Genomic DNA, 20,556 nt, shown 5'->3' with positions numbered 1-20,556 from the left:
AAAGGTGCCAAAGGCCGAGTCTAACGGGGTGGAGAAAGGCGAATGCGCCCGTGGGGGTCCCGGACCGTCTCAGGTGAGATACGCGGGAGCCGACACGGGCAGCGTAAATCGGAACTCGGCGCCGCCGCCGGGGGCGCGGCCGACCGTGATGGTGCCGCCGTGGGCCTCGACGATGCCCTTGACGATGTAGAGCCCGAGGCCGGTGCCACCGCGCTTGCTGCCCCGCCAGAAGCGGGTGAAGACGCGGTTCATGGACTCCTCCGGGATGCCGGGCCCCTCGTCGCTCACCGTGACCGACGTGCCGGCGTCCTCCTCTTCACGGGGGGACGCCGCGGGCGTGATGTCAATGGTGACCGTTCCCTCGCCGTGCCGCACGGCATTTTCGATGAGGTTGCTGAGCACCTGGTCGATCTTGTCGGGGTCGGCCCACAGGGCGGGCAGCGGCCGGCCGAGGCGCAGCAGGAAGCGGTCGGCGGGCTGTCCGGCGGCGACGTAGGCCTGGATGTGGCGGCCGACGGCGGCACCGATGTCGACGGGCTGGCGCCGGACCTCGAGCCGTCCGGAGTCGATCCGGGAGATGTCCAGCAGCTCGGCGATGAGCCGGGTGACGCGGTCGGCGTCGGCGTCGACGGTCTCCAGCATCAGCCGCTTCTGGTCGTCGGTGAACCGCTCCCACTTGGCCAGCAGCGTCGCCGTGAAGCCCTTGACGGAGGTGAGCGGGGAGCGCAGTTCGTGGGCGACGGTGGCGATCAGCTCGGCGTGGCTGCGCTCGGTGCGGCGGCGGGCCTCGGTGTCGCGCAGGGTGACGACGACGCGGTGGACGGGGCCGGTGCGCTCGGTGCGGACGTAGCGGGCGGAGACGAGGACCTCGCGGCCGCCGGGGAGCAGCAGGTTGCGCTCCGGCTGGCCGACGCGGATGGCGAGCCCGCCGTAGGGATCGGTCAGCTGCCACCAGCGCCGTCCGTCGAGGTCCTCCAGGGGCAGGGCCCGGTCGAGGGGCTGTCCGAGGGCGTGCGCCGCGGGGACGGCGGTGATGCGGGCCGCGGCCGCGTTGAAGCAGATCACCCGCCCGTGCTCGTCCGCTACGACGAGGCCGTCGGGCAGCTCGTCGGGGCCGATGCCGAGGTCGGCGAGGTCTCCGGGCAGGCGCGGCTCGGGAGGGCGCCCCGTCCGGTGTGCCCCCGGTGCGCTGCTCGTGCCGACGCTCATCCCCGTGCCCCACCTCTCTGGCTGGTCTGGGGTCCCCGAGCTGGTCACCCTACTAGCTGGTGGTGACGGAGCGGCACCCTCCGGCGGCGCGCTGTGCACGCGCGGACGCGTAGAGACATACGGCCGCGGCGGTGGCGAGGTTCAGACTCTCGGCCTTCCCGTGGATCGGGACGCGGACGACGGCGTCGGCGAGGGCGCGGGTCTCCTCCGGCAGTCCCCACGCCTCGTTGCCGAAGACCCAGGCGGTGGGCCCGCCCATGGTGCCGGCGTCCAGCTCGGCGTCCAGGTCGTCCTCGCCCGCTCCGTCGGCGGCCAGGACCCGCACGCCGGCGTCGCGCAGCTCGGCCACGGCCCGCTCCACGGGGACGCCGACGGCGACCGGCAGGTGGAACAGGGAGCCGACGGAGGCGCGTACGGCCTTGGGGTTGTACAGGTCGACGGAGGCGTCGGTGAGGACGACGGCCTCGGCGCCGGCGGCGTCGGCGCAGCGCAGCACGGTGCCGGCGTTGCCGGGGTCGCGGACGTGCGCGAGGACGGCGACGAGCTTGGGGCGGGCGGCGAGGATCTCGTCGAAGGGGGTGTCCACGAACCGGCACACCCCGACCAGGCCCTGGGGGGTGACGGTGGTGGAGATGTCCTCGATCACCGCGTCGGCGGCGAGGTGCACCCGCGCGCCGGCGTCACGGGCGGCGCCGATGATGTCGGCATACCGCTCGGCGGCCTCGACGGTGGCGAACACCTCGGTCAGCGTGTCCCCGTACCCTGCGGCCTCCCGCACGGCCTGCGGCCCCTCGGCCAGGAACAGCCGCTCCTTCCCCCGGAAGTTCCGCTTCGCCAACCGCCGCGCGGCGGCGACACGGGGCGAACGGGGGGAGATCAGCTCGGGGCTGGCAGGACGCACTCTTGCTCACCTTCACATCTGAATCATCGTGGACCGCAACGCGCCCTCCAGGGGCGCGGGGAACTGCGCGACCAGCCACGACGCACCCGCAGCAGACAACGGACCGGACAACGGCAATCGAAGGGACCCGCAGGCTCAATGCCTGCGGGTCCCTTCGACGACGGCTCAGAGCCGGCGCAGCGTCACGCGGCCTTCGGCGCGTTGACGTCGCTCGGCAGCGCCTTCTGGGCGACCTCGACCAGCGCGGCGAACGCGCCCGCGTCGTTGACGGCCAGCTCGGCGAGGATCTTGCGGTCCACCTCGACGTTGGCGGCCTTCAGACCCTGGATGAAGCGGTTGTACGTGATGCCGTTGGCGCGGGCAGCGGCGTTGATGCGCTGGATCCACAGCTGGCGGAAGTCACCCTTGCGCTTCTTGCGGTCGTTGTAGTTGTAGACCAGCGAGTGGGTGACCTGCTCCTTGGCCTTGCGGTACAGGCGCGAACGCTGACCGCGGTAGCCGGAGGCCTGCTCGAGGATCGCCCGGCGCTTCTTGTGGGCGTTGACTGCCCGCTTGACGCGTGCCACTTGTTAACTCCTTGTAGCGGGGCCGCGGTTGTCCTCACGCGGCCCGGTATCGATTGGGTCCCGGTCCTGCCGTACGGCGCTCAGCGGCGCCCGTACGTCACTTGCCGAGAAGCTTCTTGATCTTCGCGGCGTCGCCCGGGGCCATCTCGGCGTTGCCGGTGAGGCGACGCGTCACGCGGGACGACTTGTGCTCGAGCAGGTGGCGCTTGCCGGCGCGCTCACGGAGCACCTTGCCGGAGCCGGTGATCTTGAAGCGCTTGCTGGCACCGCTGTGCGACTTGTTCTTCGGCATAGCGCCGTTATCTCCTCGTCGGTGGCGCTCCGATGCCCGGTCGTGAAACCGGGCACGGTGGAGCGTCGCTCTTGTATCGGTTACGTCCTGGGGACTCGCGTCCCCCGGGATCACGCCTCGGCGGAAGCCTCGGCAGGAGCCTCTGACGGAGCCTCGGCGTTGGCGGCGTCGGGGTCCGCGGCGTTCATCGAACGGCCGGGATTGGCCTTCGCTTCGGCCTTGCGGGCTTCCTGTGCCTGGCGAGCCTCGGCCATCGCCTCGGTCTTCTTCTTGTGCGGACCGAGGACCATGATCATGTTTCGGCCGTCCTGCTTCGGGTTCGACTCGACGAAACCGAGGTCCGCGACGTCCTCCGCGAGACGCTGCAGCAGTCGGTAGCCGAGTTCCGGCCGGGACTGCTCGCGACCACGGAACATGATCGTGATCTTGACCTTGTCGCCCTGCTTGAGGAACCGGACGACGTGACCCTTCTTGGTGTCATAGTCGTGCGGGTCGATCTTCGGCCGGAGCTTCATCTCCTTGATGACCGTGTGCGCCTGGTTCTTGCGCGCCTCACGGGCCTTCATGGCCGACTCGTACTTGAACTTCCCGTAGTCCATGAGCTTGCACACGGGCGGACGGGCGTTCGCCGCGACCTCGACGAGATCGAGGTCGTACTCCTGCGCAAGCTCCAGGGCCTTGGCAAGCGGGACAATCCCGACCTGCTCGCCGCTGGGACCGACAAGTCGCACCTCGGGAACGCGAATCCGGTCGTTGATGCGGGGCTCGGCGCTGATGGATCCTCCTCGGTAGCACCACGCGACGGTCTGGCGGACAGCCGCGTAACGTCTGTGTTCGTTAGACCTAACCGCGCCGGCGCACAGAAAATGCCCCGGACGATCACAGGCGGGGCTCCTCGAACTACCGGAGCACCGCCGCGACAGCCGCGGGGCGCGATTTCGGGCCGGTCGCCGCCGCGAGGACGGGACCGCCTGACCGGTGACCCGCCGTCCCGGAGGACGGTCAGGTGGGAGTTCGAAAGCCTCCACTTGTGGGCCGGGCCCGCTGCCGTGGGGGCGTGCGTGTCCGACCGGTCGTTACACAAGGTTAGCAGCTCGCCAGGGGAAGGGCTAACCGAGACCGAGTGGGGCCCCCGCTGCTCCTGCGCCTATCGTGAGCGGCATGAGTGAGACCCCTCCTGAGACGCCCGACTTCGACGCCATGGCCCGCGACATCGCGGAGGTTCCCGCGGTCGAGGTGATCGTGACGGTCGCCGTCAACCTGATGAGCGCCGCCGCCGTGAAGCTCGGACTGACCGAGGAGGGCGACGCCCACAAGGACCTGGACGAGGCGCGCAAGCTGGTGCACGCGCTGGCCGGTCTGCTGGACGCGAGCACGACCGAGATCAGCTCGTTCCACGCGGCGCCGCTGCGCGACGGGCTGAAGTCGCTCCAGCTGGCGTTCCGCGAGGCGTCGCTGGTGCCGGACGAGCCGGGCCAGGGCCCGGGCGAGAAGTACACCGGCGCCGTCTACGGCTGACCTATCCGCGTACGTACAAGGGCTCGCCCGGAGGCGTCGCCCCGGCCGGCAGCAGTGCCAGGTCGAGGCCGCGCACCAGGCGGGCCCTCAGTGTCTCGTCGGCGGCCAGCCGCCCGGCGACGGCGCGGGCGGCCTCGGCCGGGGCCGCGGCGGGGTCCAGCACGAGCACCAGGGTGCCGTCGGCCTGTCCCGGCCCCAGGTGGGCGCGGAGCACGGCGGGCTCGGCGGCCACGGCACCGCGTACGGCCTCCACGACCGCCGGGTCGGCGAGCGGATCGGTCGTCGTGCGCCCCTCGGCCAGCGCCAGCAGGGCCGCCCCGGTCAGCTCGAACGGCACCGGTCCGGCCATGTCCAGCACGACCGTGTCCGCCTTCTCGTGGGCGGCGGCCTGCAGGGCCTGGTGCAGGGGTACGGCGACGGGGCGGGCCTCGGGGTCCCAGCGGGCCAGCGAGTCGGTGGAGGTGAAGGCGGGCAGGGCGGTGCGGTCGCCGGCCTTGAGGGTCGGTACGGCCATGTCGCTGGTCTTCTCGCGGCGCAGCCCGTTCTCGTCCTCCTCGACCTCGCCGAGAACGGCCACGACGGGCACGAGCAGCCGGGCGCCCTTGAGCGCCTCCAGCACCGGTGCCAGGGCGGTGCGGTCCTCGGCCCAGGCGGCGAGCGCCGCGCTCAGCCGGGGATCGGCGGAGCCGTCGTCGTCGGAGAAGCCGGAGTCGGGAATGTTCTTGTTCGCCACGGTCCCCGACCCTATCGGGGGGTGGACGACCGTCCTCACCGGCCTCTCAGGGATCTCTGAGCCGCGTTTCACCTCCGTCCCACGGTGCGCACAGCCACCGCCCCGAGCATCGCGGGCATGGAGTCCCCCAGAGCCCGGCGGCGCCGTCGCGCCCGCCCGCCCCGGCGCCGCGCCCTGGTGGCCGCCGCCCTCGCCACCGTCGCCGTGGTGGGCGCCACCGCCGCCGGGACGGTGTACGTGACGGCGCGGGCGCACCCGGGCGCGGGCACCGTATCGTCGGCGGGCTCGGCGAGCGCGGACGAGGAGGCACCCGTGGAGAGCCCGACGGAGACGGCCCTGGACCGGGACGCGCTGCTCGCGGCGGCGATGGAGGCGGTGCCGGTGGCGGACGGCGCCGAGGTGTCGGTGGCGGTGCTCGACCCGGAGTCCGGGGAGAGCGCCACGTACGGCAGGGGGGTCTTCGACACCGCGAGCATCGTCAAGGTCGACATCCTGGCGGCGCTGCTGCTGCGGGCGCAGGACGCGGGGCGGGCGCTGACCGCCGAGGAGAAGGCGTACGCCGTCGACATGATCGAGAACAGTGACAACGACGCGGCGACGGCGCTGTGGCAGGCGATCGGGGCGGCCGAGGGGCTCGACGCCGCGAACGAGCGCTTCGGTCTCACCGCGACCGAGGGCGGCGACGGGCCGCTGTGGGGGCTGACGCGGACGACGGCCGCCGACCAGATCGCGCTGCTGCGGCAGGTGTTCGGGGCGGAGGGCTCCGCGCTGGGCGCGGCCTCCCAGGCGTATCTGCGGGAGCTGATGGGGCGGATCGCCGAGGGTCAGCGGTGGGGTGTGTCGGCGGCGGCGGACGGTGCCGATGGTGCGTGGGCGCTGAAGAACGGCTGGCTGCGGCGCAGCACCACCGGGCTGTGGGTGGTCAACAGCATCGGGCGGGTGACGTCCGGCGGCCACGACCGGCTGGTGGCGGTGCTCTCGCGAGGCAGCGCGACCCAGGAGGCGGGCGTCTCGCTCACCGAGGCGGCGGCCCGGGCGGCGGTGTCGGTGTTCGCCGGCGCGGACGACGGGGGGACGGCGGACGGGGACGGCGCGGCCGGGGATCAGAAGTCGTCGTAGCGTTCACGGCGGCCGCGCCACAGGACCACGGAGGCCACGATCAGGACGCCGCCCGCGCTGCCGGCCAGCGGAGCCGCCCAGGCCGAGGTGTCGTCGTGGGAGGCGGGGGCGTCCGGTCCTGAGCCGAAGTACTTCTCGCCGTAGGCCGCCGGGTCCAGTCCTCGCGGCTTCAGACGTCCGGCGGCCTCGATGGCGGCGGCGGGGTCGATGAAGCCGAAGCCCCGGGAGTCGTCGCGCCCGTCGGCGGGGGCGTTGCGGGCCGTGTCCTCCAGGAGCTTCTTGACCTGGGCCGGGGTGAGGTCCGGGTGGGCCGACTTGACCAGGGCGGCGGCGCCGGAGACGAAGGCGGAGGCGGCGCTGGTGCCCCAGCCCTCGTAGTAGCGGTGGTCCGGGTCGGCGATGATCACGTCGACGCCGGGGGCGCTGACCGTGGCGTACCAGCGGCGGGTGGAGAAGGAGGCGCGGGTGCCGAAGCGGTCGACGGCGGTCGCGGCGATGACGCCCGGGTAGGCGGCCGGGTAGGAGATGTGGTCACCCTTCTCGCCGCCGTTGCCGGCCGAGGCGACGACGACCACGCCCTTCTTCAGGGCGTACTGGATGGCCTCGTCCTCGGCGGGTTCGGGGTGGGCGGAGGCGGAGTCGTCGCCGAGGGAGAGGTTGATGATGTCGGCGCCGTGGTCGGCGGCCCAGCGGATGCCCTCGGCGAGCGCGTTGCCGCGGGTCTTGCGGGCCTTGGCGCGGGAGGGGTCGCCGTCCTCGAGGATCACGCGGACGGGGAGGATCCTGGCCTCGGGCGCGATGCCCATCACGCCCTCGGTGTCGCCGGGCCCGTGGCCGTGACCGGCGATGATCCCGGCCATGGCGGTGCCGTGCCGGGCCCAGGCGCGGTCGCCCTCGCTCGCGCCGAAGCCGACCAGGTCGGTGCCGGTGAGGACGTTGCCGGCCAGGTCGGGGTGGTCGGCCTCGACGCCGGTGTCCAGGACGGCGACGGTGACGCCCGCGCCCTTGGTGGTGCGCCACACCTCGTCGGTGTGCATGGCGTCGAGGGCCCACTGCTTGGCGCGGATGCCGTCGGCGTGCGCTGCGGGCGCCGGGACGAGGACGAGCGCGGCGGCGAGCAGGACGCTCAGGGCGCCGCCGGTCCGGCGGACAGTGGCGGTCTTCACGAGGGCTGCTCCGTGGCCGGGCCGACGTTCTTGCGCAGGGCGCGTTCGACGCGGTCGGCGAGGCCCTGCGCCTCGTGACCGAGGCCGGCCTGGGCGGGGGCCGAGGTGGCGCCGGACTCCAGGGCCTCCTCCGCGGGCTCGGGCCGGTCGACGGTGCGGCCGTCGGCCCAGCCGGAGACGGCGTAGACGACGACGGGGGCGTCGGTGAGGACGGAGACGGTCCACGAGGCGCGCCCGTCCGCGCCGAAGCCGGCGGCGACGGTGTCCTCGGCGGCGTACGGCAGCGGCACGAGGTCGGCGCGCCGGGCCAGGCCCTCCTTCTCGAACCGGCTCGCCAGCGAGGTCATGGCGGCGGCGTCGGCCTTGGTGAAGAGCAGGCCGACGGTGGTGACGTAGCTCTGGGTGGCGTCGGTGTAGGTGGCGCGCAGCAGGCGTGCGCAGCCGGCCGGGGCGAGGGCCTTGCCCAGCAGCGGGTCGAAGGCGCCCGCGCAGCCGCTGTCCGGGGCCACGGCGACGCGGGTCCAGGTGCGGTCGGCGCCGCCGGGGCCGGCGCCCTGGCCCTGCACGGTGGGCGGGAAGAGCTGGTCGACCGGGACGCTGTGCCACAGGTCTCCGGCCGCGGTGAAGGCGCTGCGCGCGTCGGCGTCGCCGGAGTCCCCGGCGAGCCAGCTGCCGGTGACGGCGCCGGTGACGAGGCCGGCCCCGAGCACCAGGCAGACGGCCGCGGCGACGGCCTGGGTCCGCGGGCGGCCGCCGAGCGGGCGCGGCCTGGCGTGCTCGTCGTACCCCTCGGGCTCGGCGAACGACACGCGGGGCCGCGGCCCGGCACCGGGGCTGCTCCACGACCGGGCCGGGTCGGGGGCGTGCGGTTCGTGCGCGGGGCCAGGGCGCGGTGCGGGCTGCGCCGGGATCGGGCGCAGGCGCGTGGTCGTCTCCGACGGCGTTTCCGCGGCGGCTGGACGGCGTTCCGACGGCACGCCGCGCCCTCGCGGCGCTTCGGCGGCGGCACCGTCGCGTCCGACGGTCGGCGGGGCGTCCGGGAAGCGGGCGGTGGCACGCGGCGGCGGGGGCGTGGAGGCGGCACCCGGCGGGCCGGCGGGCCCCGGCCGGGTGGCGGACCGCCGATCGGCACCGCCGGGCGCCTGCGGCGGACGCTGCGGCCCCACGGGACGGGCCGGAGTGCCCGCGTCGTCCTGGGTACCGGAAGGCGTCGGCTCGTCGCCGGGCGGCGCGGTGGCCGGGCGCGCTGGCATGCCCGGGCGGCGCGGGGCCCCGGGGGCCGCTGACGTGGCCTCGGGAGGCAACGGTGTGCTCGGACGGCGACGGGGACCCGCGGTCGGCGGGGTGCCGGGAGGCGTCGGCTCGTCGCCGGGCGGCGCGGTGGCCGGGCGCGGCGGCATCCCCGGGCGGCGCGGGGCCCCGGGGGCCGCTGACGTGGCCTCGGGGGGCAACGGTGTGCTCGGACGGCGACGCGGACCCGCGGTCGGCGGGGTACCGGGACGTGGTGGTGCGGCCTCGGGGGCCGGCGCGCTCGGGTGGTGGGGTGGGCCGGCGGGCGGGGGTGTGGCGGGGCGGGGCGGAGGGAGCGGGCCGGGGTGGGGGGCCTCGGGCGGTGTCGCGCCGCCGGCGGGTGGGGTCGAGGGGCGTGCGGCGCGGCGTGCTTCCGTGCTCATGCACCCCCCGTTTCCTCGGGCCCTGGCCGGTGGTCCGGCGCGGGCCGGCGTTCTCCTGCCCGGGCCCGGAGCCGGACTGGCCGTCCCGGGCACGCATACCCGCACGGGCGGACCGCCATCCCGGCGCGGACCCGGGGCCCTGCTGCCCGGGCCGTTCCACCGTGCGTGCGCGTCACTCTACGGCGTGCCCCCGCCCGGAGGGGAACCAGTCCGCGGGCCCGTGGCATTGGCCCGGAACGTCCCCCTACCCTGCGGTAATCCCGTCTGGCAGGCTTCGTTCATGACTGCGCGCGCCGCCGACCGGGCCCGTTACGACCGGGCCACCGCCCATCTGGACGCCCCCGTGGCGATCGTGGACCTGGAGGCTTTCGACGCCAACGCGGACGATCTGGTCCGCCGGGCCGGCGGGAAGCCGATCCGCGTCGCCAGCAAGTCCGTCCGCTGCCGTGCCCTGCTCGAACGCGTCCTGTCGAAGGACGGTTTCGCGGGGATCATGTCCTTCACGCTGGCCGAGTCCCTGTGGCTGGCACGCTCCGGGTTCGAGGACGTGCTGCTCGCCTATCCGTCCGCGGACCGCGCCGGATACGCGGAGCTGGCCGCCGACCCCAAGCTCGCCTCCGCCGTCACCGTGATGGTCGACGACCCGGCACAGCTGCGGTTCATCGACGAGGCCCGGGACGGCGGCCGCGAAGTGGTGCGGGTCTGCCTGGAGTTGGACACCTCGCTGCGGCTGCTCGGCGGGCGGGTGCGCGTGGGGGCGCGGCGGTCGCCGCTGCACTCCCCCGCGCAAGTCGCCGACCTGGCCCGGGCGGTGGCCCGGCGGCCGGGGTTCCAGGTCGTCGGAGTCATGGCGTACGAGGGTCATGTCGCCGGGGTCGGGGACGCGGTGGCGGGACGGCCGCTGCGGTCCCGGGCGGTGCGGCTGATGCAGGCCGCCGCCCGCCGCGAACTCGCCGAGCGGCGCGCCGCGGTGGTGCGGGCGGTGCGGGCCGTGGTGCCGGACCTGGAGTTCGTCAACGGCGGCGGCACGGGCAGCGTGCAGCACACCGCCGCGGAGGACGCGGTCACCGAGATCGCCGCCGGGTCCGGGCTGTACGTGCCGCGGCTGTTCGACAACTACACGTCGTTCAGCGGGCGTCCGGCGGCCCTGTTCGCCCAGCCCGTGGTGCGGCGCCCCGGCGTCGGGGTGGTGACCGTGCTCGGCGGCGGCTATCCGGCCTCCGGCGCGGCCGGCGCCGACCGGCTCCCGGTGCCGTATCTGCCCGAGGGGCTGCGCTACGACCCCCAGGAGGGCGCCGGCGAGGTGCAGACGCCGCTGCTCGGCTCCCCCGCGGACGACCTGCTGATCGGCGACAAGGTGTGGTTCCGGCACGCCAAGGCCGGTGAGCTGTGCGAGCGGTTCGACGCCCTGCACCTGGTGGAGGGGGACGCGGTGACGGCCACGGTGCCGACGTACCGGGGCGAGGGGCGCACCTACCTGTAGGTCAGGCCGAGGGGCCGATGCTGCTGCCCACGCCGCCGCCCGTACCCGCGTCGCCGACGGGCCGGATGCCGTCGGTGATCCGGTCCATGTCGGCGAGCGGCGGCCCGTCCTCGCCGGCGTCGAAGACGTAGCGGACGAGGACCGGGGACTCGGTGCCGACGGTGGACGGGAACACCAGCGACTGCACGTAGCCGCCGGGACCCTTGGCCGTCGTCACCCGCCAGCGCACGTAATACCCGGCGCGTCCGGCGACGGCGACCGGCCCGGACCCGACGACCTCGTGGGACTCGACGCCCCCGAACGGTTTGCCGCCGACCGTGTCGCGGTCGTAGGCGTCGTCGGCCGCGTCCTCGATGTCCTGTTCGGCGAGGACCTTCGGGGAGCTCTCGGCGTTCGCGGTGACCGTGCGGGAGATGACGAGGCCGTGCCGGCACACGCCGCCGTCGCCGGGGCAGTCGTAGGTGCCGTCCGTGGTCATCATGACGTCGTCCTCGGGGACGTACTGCGGGCGCACCCAGCCCTCCGGCAGCGGGAAGGTGATGCCGTTGAGCTGGTCCTCGACGACGGCGGGGTCGTCCGCGGAGGGCTCGGAGGGGCGCGGCGAGGAGGTCGGCGACGCGGTCCGCGGTGCGGGGGCCGTGGAGGTCGCCGCGGTCGGCAGGGTCCGAGCCCCCGTGCCCGTGTCGTCGTCCTCGCCGAGGAGGACGACACCCGTGGCGATCGCCGCGACGAGGACCGCCGCGGCGGCGGTGAGGGCGGCGGCCTTCGCGCGCCGGTTGCCGCCGCCCGGCCGCCGCTGTCCCGGGCCGCCCGTGGTCAGCGGCACGGTCGGTGGCTCCGGGGGCTGCGGCACGGGCGCTCCGAAACCCTCGGGCGCGCGCCGGTGTTCGGTCCAGGCCGTGCCGTCCCACCAGCGTTCCCGGTGCGGGGCCGACGGGTCGCGGTACCAGCCGGGCGGAGGCGTCATGCTCATCCCGGCACTGTAGGACGCCGCGTGCGGCGATCTACAGCGGTGTGACGTACGCCCCGGAGATCCCGCCGTCCACCAGGAAGTCGGTGGCGTTGACGAAGGAGGAGTCGTCGCTGGCCAGGAACGCGACGGCGGCGGCGATCTCCTCGGCCTCGGCGAAGCGGCCGACCGGGATGTGGACCAGCCGGCGCGCGGCCCGTTCCGGGTCCTTGGCGAACAGCTCCTGGAGCAGGGGGGTGTTGACCGGGCCGGGGCACAGGGCGTTGACCCGGATGCCCTCCCGGGCGAACTGCACGCCCAGCTCCCGGGACATGGCGAGGACGCCGCCCTTGGAAGCCGTGTACGAGATCTGGCTGGTGGCTGCGCCCATCCGCGCGACGAAGGACGCGGTGTTGATGATCGATCCCCGGCCCTGGCGCCGCATGTAGGGGATGGCGGCCTTGCAGCACAGGTAGACGGAGGTGAGGTTGACCTCCTGGACGCGCTTCCAGGCCTCCAGGCCGGTCTCCAGGATGGAGTCGTCGTCGGGCGGGGAGATGCCGGCGTTGTTGAAGGCGACGTCGACGCTGCCGTAGGTGTCGTACGCCGCTCTGAACAGCGCCTCGACCTGCTCGGGGTCGGTGACGTCGACCTTGACGAAGAGTCCGCCGGTCTCCTCGGCCGCCGCCTTGCCCCGGGTCTCGTCCACGTCACCGCAGACGACGTGCGCGCCCTCGGAGGCGAGCCGGCGGGCGGAGGCGAGGCCGATGCCGCTGCCGGCTCCGGTGACGACGGCGGTACGGCCGGCCAGGCGGCGGCAGATGATCTCCTCGGTCGCTTCGCTCACTGTGCGGGGCCCTCCGTGCTCGACGGGACGTTGCTGAGGAAGACGTTCTTGGTCTCGGTGAAGGCGGTCAGCGCGTCCGGACCCAGCTCGCGGCCCAGCCCGGACTGCTTGAACCCGCCGAACGGCGTCCAGTAGCGGACGCTGGAGTGGGAGTTGACGGACAGGTTCCCGGCGCGCACGGCGCCCGACACGCGCAGGGCGCGGCCGACGTCCCGGGTCCAGACCGAGCCGGAGAGGCCGTAGTCGGTGGCGTTGGCCAGGCGGATCGCGTCGGCCTCGTCGTCGAAGGGCAGGACGACGGCGACGGGCCCGAAGACCTCCTCGACGGCCACGCGGGCGCCCGGGTCGACGCCGGTGAGGACGGTGGGCGGGAACCAGAAGCCGGGGCCGCCCTCGGGCGCCTTGCCGCGGATGCCGTCCGCGTCGTCGGGGACGTAGGAGCGGACGCGGTCCAGCTGGGCCCGGGAGATCAGCGGGCCCATGTCGGTGCTCTCGTCGGCCGGGTCGCCGACGCGGACGGACTCGATCGCGGGGGCGAGCAGGCCGAGGAAGCGGTCGTGGACGCCGCGCTGGACGAGGATGCGGGTGCGGGCGCAGCAGTCCTGGCCCGAGTTGTCGAGGAAGGACATGGGGGCGGCGGCCGCGGCGGCCTCCAGGTCGGCGTCGGCGAAGACGATGTTGGGGCTCTTGCCGCCGAGTTCGAGGGTGACGGGCTTGAGGAGTGCCGCGCCCTTGGCCGCCACCTGACGGCCCACGGCCGTCGACCCGGTGAAGACGATCTTCGCCACGTCCGGGTGCTGGACCAGCGCGTCGCCCGCGACGGGCCCGTGGCCCGGCAGCACCTGGAACAGGCCCTCCGGCAGCCCGGCCTCCAGGGCCAGTTCGGCCAGGCGCAGAGCGGTCAGCGGGGTCGTCTCGGCGGGTTTGAGGAGGACCGCGTTGCCGGCCGCGAGCGCGGGGGCCGTGCCCCAGGCGGCGATCGGCATCGGGAAGTTCCAGGGCGCGATGACGCCGACGACGCCGAGCGGTTCGAGGAGGGTCACGTCGAGTCCCCCGGCCACCGGGATCTGCCGTCCGGTGAGCCGCTCCACTCCTCCGGCGGCGTAGTCGAGCAGGTCGCGCACGTTGCCCGCCTCCCAGCGGGCGTTGCCGACGGTGTGCCCGGCCTCCCGGACCTCCAGCCGGGCCAGCTCCTCCAGGCGGCCGTCCACGGCGGCGGCGAAGCGGCGCAGCAGCCGGGCCCGGTCGCCCGGCGCGAGCGCGGCCCAGGTCGTCTGGGCCCGGGCGGCCCGTACGACGGCGGCGTCCACGTCGGCGGCGGAGGCGGCGGGGACGGTCGCGAGGACCTCTTCGGTGGCGGGGTTCAGTACGCGGAGCTCGTCGGACAACGGGGACCTCACAGGCGTTCGAAGGAGCGGCGCAGCTCCCAGTCCGTGACCGCGGCGTCGAAGGCGTCCAGTTCGACGCGTGCCATGTTGCGGTAGTGGGCGACGACCTCGTCCCCGAAGGCGGCCTTGGCGATGGCGCTGTTCTCCCACAGCTCGGCGGCCTCGCGCAGGGTGGTCGGGACGTGCGCGAAGCCGGCGGCGTAGGCGTTGCCCGGGCAGGGCTCGGGCAATTCCAGGCGCTGTTCGACGCCGTGCAGACCGGCCGCGACCATGCCGGCCACCGCGAGGTACGGGTTGACGTCGCCGCCGGGGAGCCGGTTCTCGAAGCGCAGGGAGCGGCCGTGGCCGACGACGCGCAGGGCGCAGGTGCGGTTGTCGTGGCCCCAGGCGACGGCGGTCGGGGCGAAGGAGCCGGGCTGGAAGCGCTTGTAGCTGTTGATGTTGGGTGCGTAGAGGAGCGAGAACTCCCGGAGCGCCGCGAGCTGTCCGGCGAGGAAGTGCCGCATGACCTCGGACATGCCGCCGTCGCGGTCGCCGGGCATGACGCTGTTCCCGTCGGCGTCCGCGAGGGAGAGGTGGATGTGGCAGGAGTTACCCTCGCGCTCGTTGTACTTGGCCATGAAGGTGAGCGACATGCCCTCCTGGGCGGCGATCTCCTTCGCGCCGGTCTTGTAGACGGCGTGCTGGTCGCAGGTAACGAGGGCCTCGTCGTAGCGGAAGGCGATCTCGTGCTGGCCGGGGTTGCACTCACCCTTGGCGGACTCGACGGTGAGGCCGGCGCCGGCCATCTCGTTGCGGATGCGGCGCAGCAGGGGCTCGATGCGGCCGGTGCCGAGCACCGAGTAGTCGATGTTGTACTGGTTGGCCGGGGTCAGTGCGCGGTAGTTCGCGTCCCAGGCCTGTTCGTAGGTGTCGCGGAAGACGATGAACTCCAGCTCCGTGCCGGCCCGGGCGGTCCAGCCGTGTCCGGCGAGGCGGTCCAGCTGACGGCGCAGGATCTGGCGGGGCGCGGCGAGCACCGGGGAGCCGTCGTCCCAGGCGAGGTCGGCGACGACCAGGGCCGTGCCCTCGTTCCAGGGCAGGCGGCGCAGGGTGTTCAGGTCGGGGTGCAGGGCGAAGTCGCCGTAGCCGCGGTCCCAGGAGGACATGGCGTATCCGTCGACGGTGTTCATGTCGGTGTCGACGGCGAGCAGGTAGTTGCAGCCCTCGGTGCCGTGCTCGAGGACCTCGTCCAGGAAGAACCGCGCGGCGAACCGCTTGCCCTGCAGGCGCCCCTGCATGTCGGGGAAGGCCAGGACGACGGTGTCGATCTCGCCGCCCGCGACCAGGGCGTGCAGTTCCTCGACCCCGAGCGGGGGTGTGCGGTCTGCCACGGAGGGGCCTCCTTCCGACCGGGACCCATAAGGTATTGCTGGGAACCATTGCTTGGGAAGGGGGCGCGGCCGTATGCCGGAGGGGAACGGGGGGAGCGTGCCGGACCGGCTCACGCCGGTGCTGCGCCCGGTGCGGGCCGGCAACGGCTTCGAGGAGGCGCTGGAGCAGATCCTCCAGGTGGTCCGGCTGGGCCTGGTGCCGGAGGGCGGGCGGCTGCCGGCCGAGCGGGATCTGGCGGAGCGGCTGGGGGTCAGCCGGGTGACGCTGCGCGAGGTCCTGAAGGTGCTCCAGGACCAGGGGCTGCTGGAGGCCCGCCGTGGGCGGTACGGCGGCACGTTCGTGCTGCCCCGCCCGGACGCGGGCGGCGAGGACGAACTGCGGCGCCGGATCGCCGGGGTAGACCTGGAGGACGTGCTGCGCTTCCGGGAGGTGCTGGAGGTGGGGGCGGCCGGGCTGTGCGCGGCGCACGGGCTGACGGACGGCCGGGCGGCGCGGCTGCGCGCGGCGCTGGACGCCACGCACGAGGCGCCGCTGGCGGAGTACCGGCGAGTGGACACGATGCTGCACCTGGCCCTCGCGGAGCTGTGCGGCTCGCCGACCCTGACCGCGCAGTACGCGGCCGTGCGGGCGAGCGTGAACGGCCTGCTGGACTGCATCCCGCTGCTGGTGCGCAACCTGGAGCACTCCCAGCGGCAGCACACCGCGCTGGTGGAGGCGGTGCTCGACGGGGACGCGGACGGGGCGCGGGAGATCATGCGGGAGCACTGCGCGGGGACGGCCGCGCTGCTGCGCGGGTTCCTGGCGTGAGGGTCCGCTCCGTAGGGTGTCGCGGGGCCGGCCGGGTCTGCAAAGGTACGGAGACGGTCCATTACCGGGAGGTCGGATGGGCGCCAGGCCGCTGATCGGCGTCAGTACGTATCTGGAGCCCGCGGCGCGCTGGGGCGTGTGGGAGCTGGAGGCGGCGCTGTTGCCCGCCGGGTATCCGCGGCTCGTGCAGCGAGCGGGCGGGCTGGCCGCCATGCTCCCGCCGGACGCGCCGGAACACGCCGCCGCCACCGTCGCCCGGATCGACGGCCTGGTCATCGCGGGCGGCCCCGACGTGGAGCCGGTCCGTTACGGCGCCGAGCCCGACCCCCGCACCGGCCCGCCCGCGCGCGCCCGCGACACGTGGGAGCTCGCGCTCATCGGGGCGGCCCTCGCGGCGCGCGTCCCGCTGCTGGGCATCTGCCGGGGCATGCAGCTGCTGAACGTCGCCCTGGGCGGCACGCTCGTGCAGCACATCGAGGGCCACGCGGAGGTGGTGGGCGTGTTCGGCGGCCATCCGGTCACGCCGGTGCCGGGGACGCGGTACGCCGCTGTCGTGCCGGAGGAGACGTTCGTGCCGACGTATCACCACCAGGCGGTGGAGCGGCTCGGAGCCGGCCTGATCGCCTCGGCCCACGCGGCGGACGGAACGGTGGAGGCGGTCGAACTGCCCGACGCCGACGGCTGGGCCCTGGGCGTCCAGTGGCACCCGGAGATGGGCGAGGACACCCGGGTGATGCGGGCCCTGGTCGACGCGGCGAGCGGATCGGCCGCGGACGAAGCCCGGATCGGCTGAGCGGACCGACCGGCGGACCACCCTGCCCCGGCCTGCCGGGCGGACCAGCCCGCCGGGGGGCTCACCCCCGCGTCAGTGACAGCAACTGTCTCGCCGGTCCCGTCGGGCGGTGGCCCGTGGGCCATACGGCGCGCAGGTCGCGTGCCAGGGCGACGTCCGCCACCGGCACGCTGACCAGGCGGCGCGTCGTCAGCTCCTCGCCGACGGCGAGTTCGCTGAGGACCGCCGGGCCGGCGCCGCCGACGGCGGCGGCCTTCACCGCGGTGGTCGACGACAGCTCGATCAGGGGACGGGCCAGGCCGCCCAGGGCCGCGTCCAGGACCTGCCGGGTGCCCGAGCCCTCCTCCCGCAGGATCAGCGGGGTCGCCGCCAGCTCCTGCGCGGCCAGGGGGCGGCGCCGGCGGGCCCACGGGTGCGTGGGTGCCGCCACGACGATCAGCCGGTCGTGGGCGATGACGGCGGAGTCCAGACCCGCCGGGACGCTCACGCCCTCCACGAACCCCAGATCGGCCTCGTCGGCGAGCAGCCGCTCCGCCACGGCCGCCGAGTTCCCCGCGAGCAGCGACACGGCGGTGTCCGGCAGCTGGCCGCGCAGCGCGACCAGCCAGCCCGGCAGCAGGTACTCGGCGATGGTCATGCTCGCCGCCACCCGCAGCCGCGAGTCCCGTCGGTCCCGCAGCGCCTGCGCCCCCGCGTCGAACGCCTCGGCCGCCTCCACGATCCGCCGCGCCCAGTCCGTGACCAGTGCGCCGGCGTCGGTGAGCCGGGATCCGCGCGGCGAGCGGTCCACCAGCGCCACCCCCAGCTGCCGCTCCATCGAGCGGATGCGGCTGCTGGCGGCCGGCTGGGTGATGCCCAGCTCGCGCGCGGCCCCGCCGAGGCTGCCCAGCCGCGCCACCGCCAGCAGCAGCTCCATGGCGCCGAGATCCGGCACGCGGTGCGACAGCGAGCCCGCCACGTGCCGCCCGGGCTCGCCCTGCCCGTCCTCCCCGTTGCCCCTGACACTCCTGCTGCTCATAACCCCAGCTTATGCCCTCATAGGGGCATGGTCCCTGGTCAGGGACTTCGGGCGCCGCGACCGTAGGATCATGGTCACCGCAGCCCAGCCCCTGTCACCCGCCTCCGCCCCGGTACGGCGCGTCCCGGCCGTCCGCCACCTCGGCCCGAACTGGTACGCGTGCGTCATGGGCACCGCCATGGTCGGTACCGCGGGCGCCGCGCTCCCGTGGCACATACCCGGTCCGCGCACCGTCTGCACCGCCGTCTGGGCGCTGTCCCTCGCCCTGCTGACGGCCCTGCTCGTGGCCAGGTCCCTGCACTGGCGGCACCACCGCGACCAGGCCCGCGCCCATCTGCTGGACCCGGCCGCGGCCCCCTTCTACGGCTGCCTGTCCATGGCCCTGCTGGCGGTCGGCTCCGGCGCCGTGACCGTCGGGCGTGACTGGATCGGCGAGCCGGCCGCGGTCGCCCTCGACACCGTGCTGTTCACCGCCGGTACGGCGATCGGGCTCGCGGCGGCGGTCGCCGTCCCGTACCTGATGGCCGTAGGGCACCGGACAGAACCGGGCCAGGCCAGCCCCGTGTGGCTGCTGCCGCTCGTCGCACCGATGGTGTCCGCGGCCGTCGGTCCGCTGCTGGTCCCGCATCTGCCGCCGGGGCAGCCCCGCGAGACGCTGCTGCTCGCCTGCGTCGCGATGTTCGGGCTGAGCCTGCTCGCGACCCTGATGACACTCCCGGTGATCTTCGGCAGGCTGCTCACCGGCGGTCCGCTGCCGCTCGCGCTCACCCCGTCGCTGTTCCTGGTGCTGGGCCCACTCGGGCAGTCCACGACCGCCGTGGGCCAGTTCGCGGACCTGGCCCCCGGTGTCCTGCCCGGCCCGTACGCCGAGGGGTTCGCGGTGTTCGCCGTCCTGTACGGCGTTCCGGTGATGGGCTTCGCGCTGATGTGGCTGGCCCTCGCCGCCGCGCACGTCGTGCGGGCCCGGCGCCGTGGCATGCGCTTCTCGATGACGTGGTGGTCGTTCACCTTCCCGGTGGGCACCTGCGTCACCGGCTGCGAGGCGCTGGCCCGGCACACCGGTCTCGCCGCCTACGACGTGCTCACCCTCGCCCTGTACGCGCTGCTCGTCACCGCCTGGTTCGTCGCGGCCGTGCACACCGCCCGCGGCCTGGTCAGCGGCGCGCTGCTCGCAGCGCCGCGCCCAGCCGCCGGGGCGCCTCGGCCAGGGACGGCCCGTACCACGTGAGGCACCGCCCGTCGACGAGGGCGCAGGGCAGGCCGGGGAATGCCTCCGGCCCGTCGTCGGCGGTGAAGCGGTACGGCTCGTCCGGCAGCACCACGACGTCCGGGCGGGCCGCGCGCAGTTCCTCGACCGGGACCTTCGGATAGCGCTCGGCGTGACCGGCGTACAGGTGGTCGACGCCGAGGCGGGCGAGCACGTCGCCGGCGAAGGTGTCGCGGCCCAGCACCATCCAGGGCCGGCGCCAGACCGGTACGACGGCCGTGGCGCGGCGCTCCGGGACGGGCAGCGCCGACCAGGCCTCCTGGGCCGCGTCCAGCCACCGGGGCCGGGACGGCGCGCCGCAGGCCGTCAGCACCCGGTCGAGTTCCGTGAAGGCCTGCGCGACGGTGCGCACCTCGGTGACCAGGACGTCGACCCCGCCCGCGCGCAGGGCGTCCAGGTCGGGTGCCCGGTTCTCCTCCTCGTTGGCGAGCACCAGGTCGGGGGCGAGGGCGAGGATCCGCTCGACGTCCGGGTTCTTCGTGCCGCCGATCCGGACGGCGTCGAGGCCGGCCGGGTGCGTGCACCAGTCGGTGGCGCCGGCCAGGGCGCCGGGGACGGTGTGCGCGACGGACTCCGTGAGGGACGGTACGAGGGAGACGACCCTCACCGGCGCGGCCGGTCGTGTACGGCCTCGATGTGCTCGGCGACGGCGACGACGATCAGCCGCGTGTCGGGCACCGTCGCCCGCCAGCGGTGCCGCACCCCGCCGGTCAGGTAGAGGGTGTCGCCGCGTCCCAGCCGGTAGGCGCGCCCCTCGGCCTCGATCTCCACGGCGCCCTCGGCGACGAACATCAACTGGTCGTTGCGGTACTGCAGTTCCCGGCCCGCGTCGTGGTCGCCGGTGAACTCCGAGGCGTGCATCTGGTGGTGTCCGCGCACCAGGGACCGCACCCTGGGCGCGAGCTCGGGGTCCGGGTCCTCGGCCCGCACCACGTCCACGCTGCACGCGGGGTCGGCGGCGGCGAGCAGCTCCACGGCGGTGGTGCGCAGGGCGTCGGCCACCTTCTCCAGGGAGGTCTGGCTGGGGCGGGCCCGGTCGTTCTCGATCTGGCTCAGGAAGGGCACGGACAGGCCGCTGCGCTCGGAGACGACGGCGAGCGTCAGCTCCAGGGCGCGGCGCCGTCGCCGTACGGCCGCGCCCACTCGAAGGTGCTGGTCTTTGTGGTCGCCCATCGCTCCGGCTCCCTCCTTCGCCCGTCGCCGTCGTACCGTCGTCCCGTGCCGGGGCGCCGTCCTCCCGAGGAGTTCTCTGCACCCTACGCATGTTCGGCAAACCGTTTCATGCGGCCGTCACATCGATGTCACGGTGCGGTGGCCGCGACCTCACAGTTCTCGCCACGCGACGAGCCGCCCGCCGTGTGCGGCGGGCACCTTACCGGTTCAAGGCACAGGCGGCTCTCCGTGTTCCCCGCTGGTCCACCGTGCCCTCACCGCCGGGGCTGGGGTGGTGGCA

At 74.5% G+C, this 20,556-nt stretch carries 21 protein-coding genes; 6 read left to right on the top strand and 15 right to left on the bottom strand.

Going from position 1 to position 20,556, the window contains the following annotated elements; all coding sequences use genetic code 11:
* Positions 1 to 69: 69 nt before the first annotated feature.
* The 5 genes from IEZ05_RS14750 to infC all read right to left on the bottom strand — a co-directional run bounded on the left by IEZ05_RS14750 (position 70) and on the right by infC (position 3,744).
* Positions 70 to 1,209, bottom strand: a complete 1,140-nt coding sequence (locus IEZ05_RS14750) for a sensor histidine kinase (protein WP_189230545.1) — start codon at positions 1,207 to 1,209, stop codon at positions 70 to 72.
* Positions 1,210 to 1,261: 52 nt separating this feature from the next.
* Complete coding sequence (locus tag IEZ05_RS14745; protein ID WP_189230544.1) at positions 1,262 to 2,110, bottom strand: TrmH family RNA methyltransferase; 849 nt, start codon at positions 2,108 to 2,110, stop codon at positions 1,262 to 1,264.
* Positions 2,111 to 2,292: 182 nt separating this feature from the next.
* Entirely contained in the window at positions 2,293 to 2,676 is a 384-nt protein-coding gene (gene rplT, locus IEZ05_RS14740; RefSeq protein WP_004002577.1) for a 50S ribosomal protein L20, read from the bottom strand.
* Between the two features lie 97 nt (positions 2,677 to 2,773).
* On the bottom strand, positions 2,774 to 2,968 hold the full coding sequence (rpmI, locus tag IEZ05_RS14735) for a 50S ribosomal protein L35 (protein ID WP_003977225.1): 195 nt from the start codon (positions 2,966 to 2,968) through the stop codon (positions 2,774 to 2,776).
* 110 nt (positions 2,969 to 3,078) lie between these two features.
* Entirely contained in the window at positions 3,079 to 3,744 is a 666-nt protein-coding gene (infC, locus tag IEZ05_RS14730; protein WP_189230733.1) for a translation initiation factor IF-3, read from the bottom strand.
* A gap of 385 nt (positions 3,745 to 4,129) precedes the next feature.
* Between infC and IEZ05_RS14725 the strand changes: the two genes are divergently transcribed.
* The gene (locus IEZ05_RS14725; RefSeq protein WP_077800719.1) at positions 4,130 to 4,486 is read left to right on the top strand and encodes a DUF1844 domain-containing protein; all 357 of its coding nucleotides are present in this window, start codon (positions 4,130 to 4,132) and stop codon (positions 4,484 to 4,486) included.
* A gap of 1 nt (position 4,487) precedes the next feature.
* Here the strand turns inward: IEZ05_RS14725 and IEZ05_RS14720 are convergent, their stop codons facing one another.
* Positions 4,488 to 5,219: an SseB family protein gene (locus IEZ05_RS14720; RefSeq protein WP_189230543.1), complete on the bottom strand. Its 732-nt coding sequence runs from the start codon at positions 5,217 to 5,219 to the stop codon at positions 4,488 to 4,490.
* A 117-nt stretch (positions 5,220 to 5,336) separates the two neighbouring features.
* Here IEZ05_RS14720 and IEZ05_RS14715 point away from each other — a divergent pair, with 117 nt between their 5' ends.
* Positions 5,337 to 6,338: a serine hydrolase gene (locus IEZ05_RS14715; RefSeq protein WP_189230542.1), complete on the top strand. Its 1,002-nt coding sequence runs from the start codon at positions 5,337 to 5,339 to the stop codon at positions 6,336 to 6,338.
* On the opposite strand, the gene mycP is transcribed toward IEZ05_RS14715, so the two are convergent.
* Together mycP and IEZ05_RS14705 are read right to left on the bottom strand one after the other, a co-directional pair.
* Entirely contained in the window at positions 6,323 to 7,504 is a 1,182-nt protein-coding gene (gene mycP / locus IEZ05_RS14710; protein ID WP_189230541.1) for a type VII secretion-associated serine protease mycosin, read from the bottom strand. The genes IEZ05_RS14715 and mycP overlap by 16 nt on opposite strands.
* Complete coding sequence (locus IEZ05_RS14705; protein WP_189230540.1) at positions 7,501 to 8,313, bottom strand: hypothetical protein; 813 nt, start codon at positions 8,311 to 8,313, stop codon at positions 7,501 to 7,503. The genes mycP and IEZ05_RS14705 overlap by 4 nt, the downstream gene beginning before the upstream one ends.
* Before the next feature lie 1,144 nt (positions 8,314 to 9,457).
* Here IEZ05_RS14705 and IEZ05_RS14700 point away from each other — a divergent pair.
* Positions 9,458 to 10,660, top strand: coding sequence for an amino acid deaminase/aldolase (locus IEZ05_RS14700; protein WP_189230539.1), 1,203 nt, complete (start codon positions 9,458 to 9,460; stop codon positions 10,658 to 10,660).
* Position 10,661: 1 nt separating this feature from the next.
* Here the strand turns inward: IEZ05_RS14700 and IEZ05_RS14695 are convergent, their stop codons facing one another.
* The 4 genes from IEZ05_RS14695 to IEZ05_RS14680 are packed head-to-tail and all read right to left on the bottom strand — an operon-like array spanning position 10,662 to position 15,217.
* On the bottom strand, positions 10,662 to 11,627 hold the full coding sequence (locus IEZ05_RS14695; protein WP_189230732.1) for a DUF2510 domain-containing protein: 966 nt from the start codon (positions 11,625 to 11,627) through the stop codon (positions 10,662 to 10,664).
* A gap of 37 nt (positions 11,628 to 11,664) precedes the next feature.
* On the bottom strand, positions 11,665 to 12,456 hold the full coding sequence (locus IEZ05_RS14690) for a 3-oxoacyl-ACP reductase (RefSeq protein WP_189230538.1): 792 nt from the start codon (positions 12,454 to 12,456) through the stop codon (positions 11,665 to 11,667).
* Complete coding sequence (locus tag IEZ05_RS14685; RefSeq protein ID WP_229869717.1) at positions 12,453 to 13,844, bottom strand: aldehyde dehydrogenase family protein; 1,392 nt, start codon at positions 13,842 to 13,844, stop codon at positions 12,453 to 12,455. Before IEZ05_RS14685 ends, IEZ05_RS14690 begins: the two co-directional genes overlap by 4 nt.
* Before the next feature lie 8 nt (positions 13,845 to 13,852).
* Positions 13,853 to 15,217, bottom strand: coding sequence for a glutamine synthetase family protein (locus IEZ05_RS14680; RefSeq protein ID WP_189230536.1), 1,365 nt, complete (start codon positions 15,215 to 15,217; stop codon positions 13,853 to 13,855).
* Between the two features lie 73 nt (positions 15,218 to 15,290).
* Between IEZ05_RS14680 and IEZ05_RS14675 the strand changes: the two genes are divergently transcribed.
* Both IEZ05_RS14675 and IEZ05_RS14670 read left to right on the top strand, forming a co-directional pair.
* On the top strand, positions 15,291 to 16,025 hold the full coding sequence (locus tag IEZ05_RS14675) for a FadR/GntR family transcriptional regulator (protein WP_189230535.1): 735 nt from the start codon (positions 15,291 to 15,293) through the stop codon (positions 16,023 to 16,025).
* A gap of 76 nt (positions 16,026 to 16,101) precedes the next feature.
* Complete coding sequence (locus IEZ05_RS14670) at positions 16,102 to 16,818, top strand: gamma-glutamyl-gamma-aminobutyrate hydrolase family protein (protein ID WP_189230534.1); 717 nt, start codon at positions 16,102 to 16,104, stop codon at positions 16,816 to 16,818.
* A 61-nt stretch (positions 16,819 to 16,879) separates the two neighbouring features.
* Here the strand turns inward: IEZ05_RS14670 and IEZ05_RS14665 are convergent, their stop codons facing one another.
* Positions 16,880 to 17,836 (bottom strand): LysR family transcriptional regulator, encoded by a 957-nt coding sequence (locus tag IEZ05_RS14665; protein ID WP_373298776.1) that lies wholly within the window; start codon positions 17,834 to 17,836, stop codon positions 16,880 to 16,882.
* Positions 17,837 to 17,906: 70 nt separating this feature from the next.
* Between IEZ05_RS14665 and IEZ05_RS14660 the strand changes: the two genes are divergently transcribed.
* Positions 17,907 to 19,064, top strand: coding sequence for a TDT family transporter (locus tag IEZ05_RS14660; protein ID WP_189230533.1), 1,158 nt, complete (start codon positions 17,907 to 17,909; stop codon positions 19,062 to 19,064).
* Here IEZ05_RS14660 and IEZ05_RS14655 read toward each other — a convergent pair.
* On the bottom strand, positions 18,991 to 19,710 hold the full coding sequence (locus tag IEZ05_RS14655; RefSeq protein ID WP_189230532.1) for a helical backbone metal receptor: 720 nt from the start codon (positions 19,708 to 19,710) through the stop codon (positions 18,991 to 18,993). The genes IEZ05_RS14660 and IEZ05_RS14655 overlap by 74 nt on opposite strands.
* Positions 19,707 to 20,276 carry a helix-turn-helix domain-containing protein gene (locus IEZ05_RS14650; RefSeq protein WP_189230531.1) on the bottom strand — a complete coding sequence of 190 codons (570 nt, stop codon included), beginning with the start codon at positions 20,274 to 20,276 and terminating at the stop codon, positions 19,707 to 19,709. The genes IEZ05_RS14655 and IEZ05_RS14650 overlap by 4 nt, the downstream gene beginning before the upstream one ends.
* Positions 20,277 to 20,556 lie beyond the last annotated feature (280 nt).

Source organism: Streptomyces flaveolus (assembly GCF_014648815.1).
In the GTDB taxonomy this organism is placed as follows: Bacteria; Actinomycetota; Actinomycetes; order Streptomycetales; family Streptomycetaceae; genus Streptomyces; species Streptomyces flaveolus.
This window is presented reverse-complemented; position numbering and strand designations above follow the sequence as displayed.

Excerpts from the sequence above, each read along its gene's own strand:
- IEZ05_RS14725 (WP_077800719.1), top strand. The coding sequence starts at position 4,130 with ATGAGTGAGACCCCTCCTGAGACGCCCGACTTCGACGCCATGGCCCGC.
- IEZ05_RS14665 (WP_373298776.1), bottom strand. The coding sequence starts at position 17,836 with ATGAGCAGCAGGAGTGTCAGGGGCAACGGGGAGGACGGGCAGGGCGAG.
- IEZ05_RS14650 (WP_189230531.1), bottom strand. The coding sequence starts at position 20,276 with ATGGGCGACCACAAAGACCAGCACCTTCGAGTGGGCGCGGCCGTACGG.
- IEZ05_RS14700 (WP_189230539.1), top strand. The coding sequence starts at position 9,458 with ATGACTGCGCGCGCCGCCGACCGGGCCCGTTACGACCGGGCCACCGCC.
- IEZ05_RS14675 (WP_189230535.1), top strand. The coding sequence starts at position 15,291 with ATGCCGGAGGGGAACGGGGGGAGCGTGCCGGACCGGCTCACGCCGGTG.
- IEZ05_RS14660 (WP_189230533.1), top strand. The coding sequence starts at position 17,907 with ATGGTCACCGCAGCCCAGCCCCTGTCACCCGCCTCCGCCCCGGTACGG.
- rpmI (WP_003977225.1), bottom strand. The coding sequence starts at position 2,968 with ATGCCGAAGAACAAGTCGCACAGCGGTGCCAGCAAGCGCTTCAAGATC.
- IEZ05_RS14695 (WP_189230732.1), bottom strand. The coding sequence starts at position 11,627 with ATGACGCCTCCGCCCGGCTGGTACCGCGACCCGTCGGCCCCGCACCGG.
- IEZ05_RS14715 (WP_189230542.1), top strand. The coding sequence starts at position 5,337 with ATGGAGTCCCCCAGAGCCCGGCGGCGCCGTCGCGCCCGCCCGCCCCGG.
- IEZ05_RS14670 (WP_189230534.1), top strand. The coding sequence starts at position 16,102 with ATGGGCGCCAGGCCGCTGATCGGCGTCAGTACGTATCTGGAGCCCGCG.
- IEZ05_RS14750 (WP_189230545.1), bottom strand. The coding sequence starts at position 1,209 with ATGAGCGTCGGCACGAGCAGCGCACCGGGGGCACACCGGACGGGGCGC.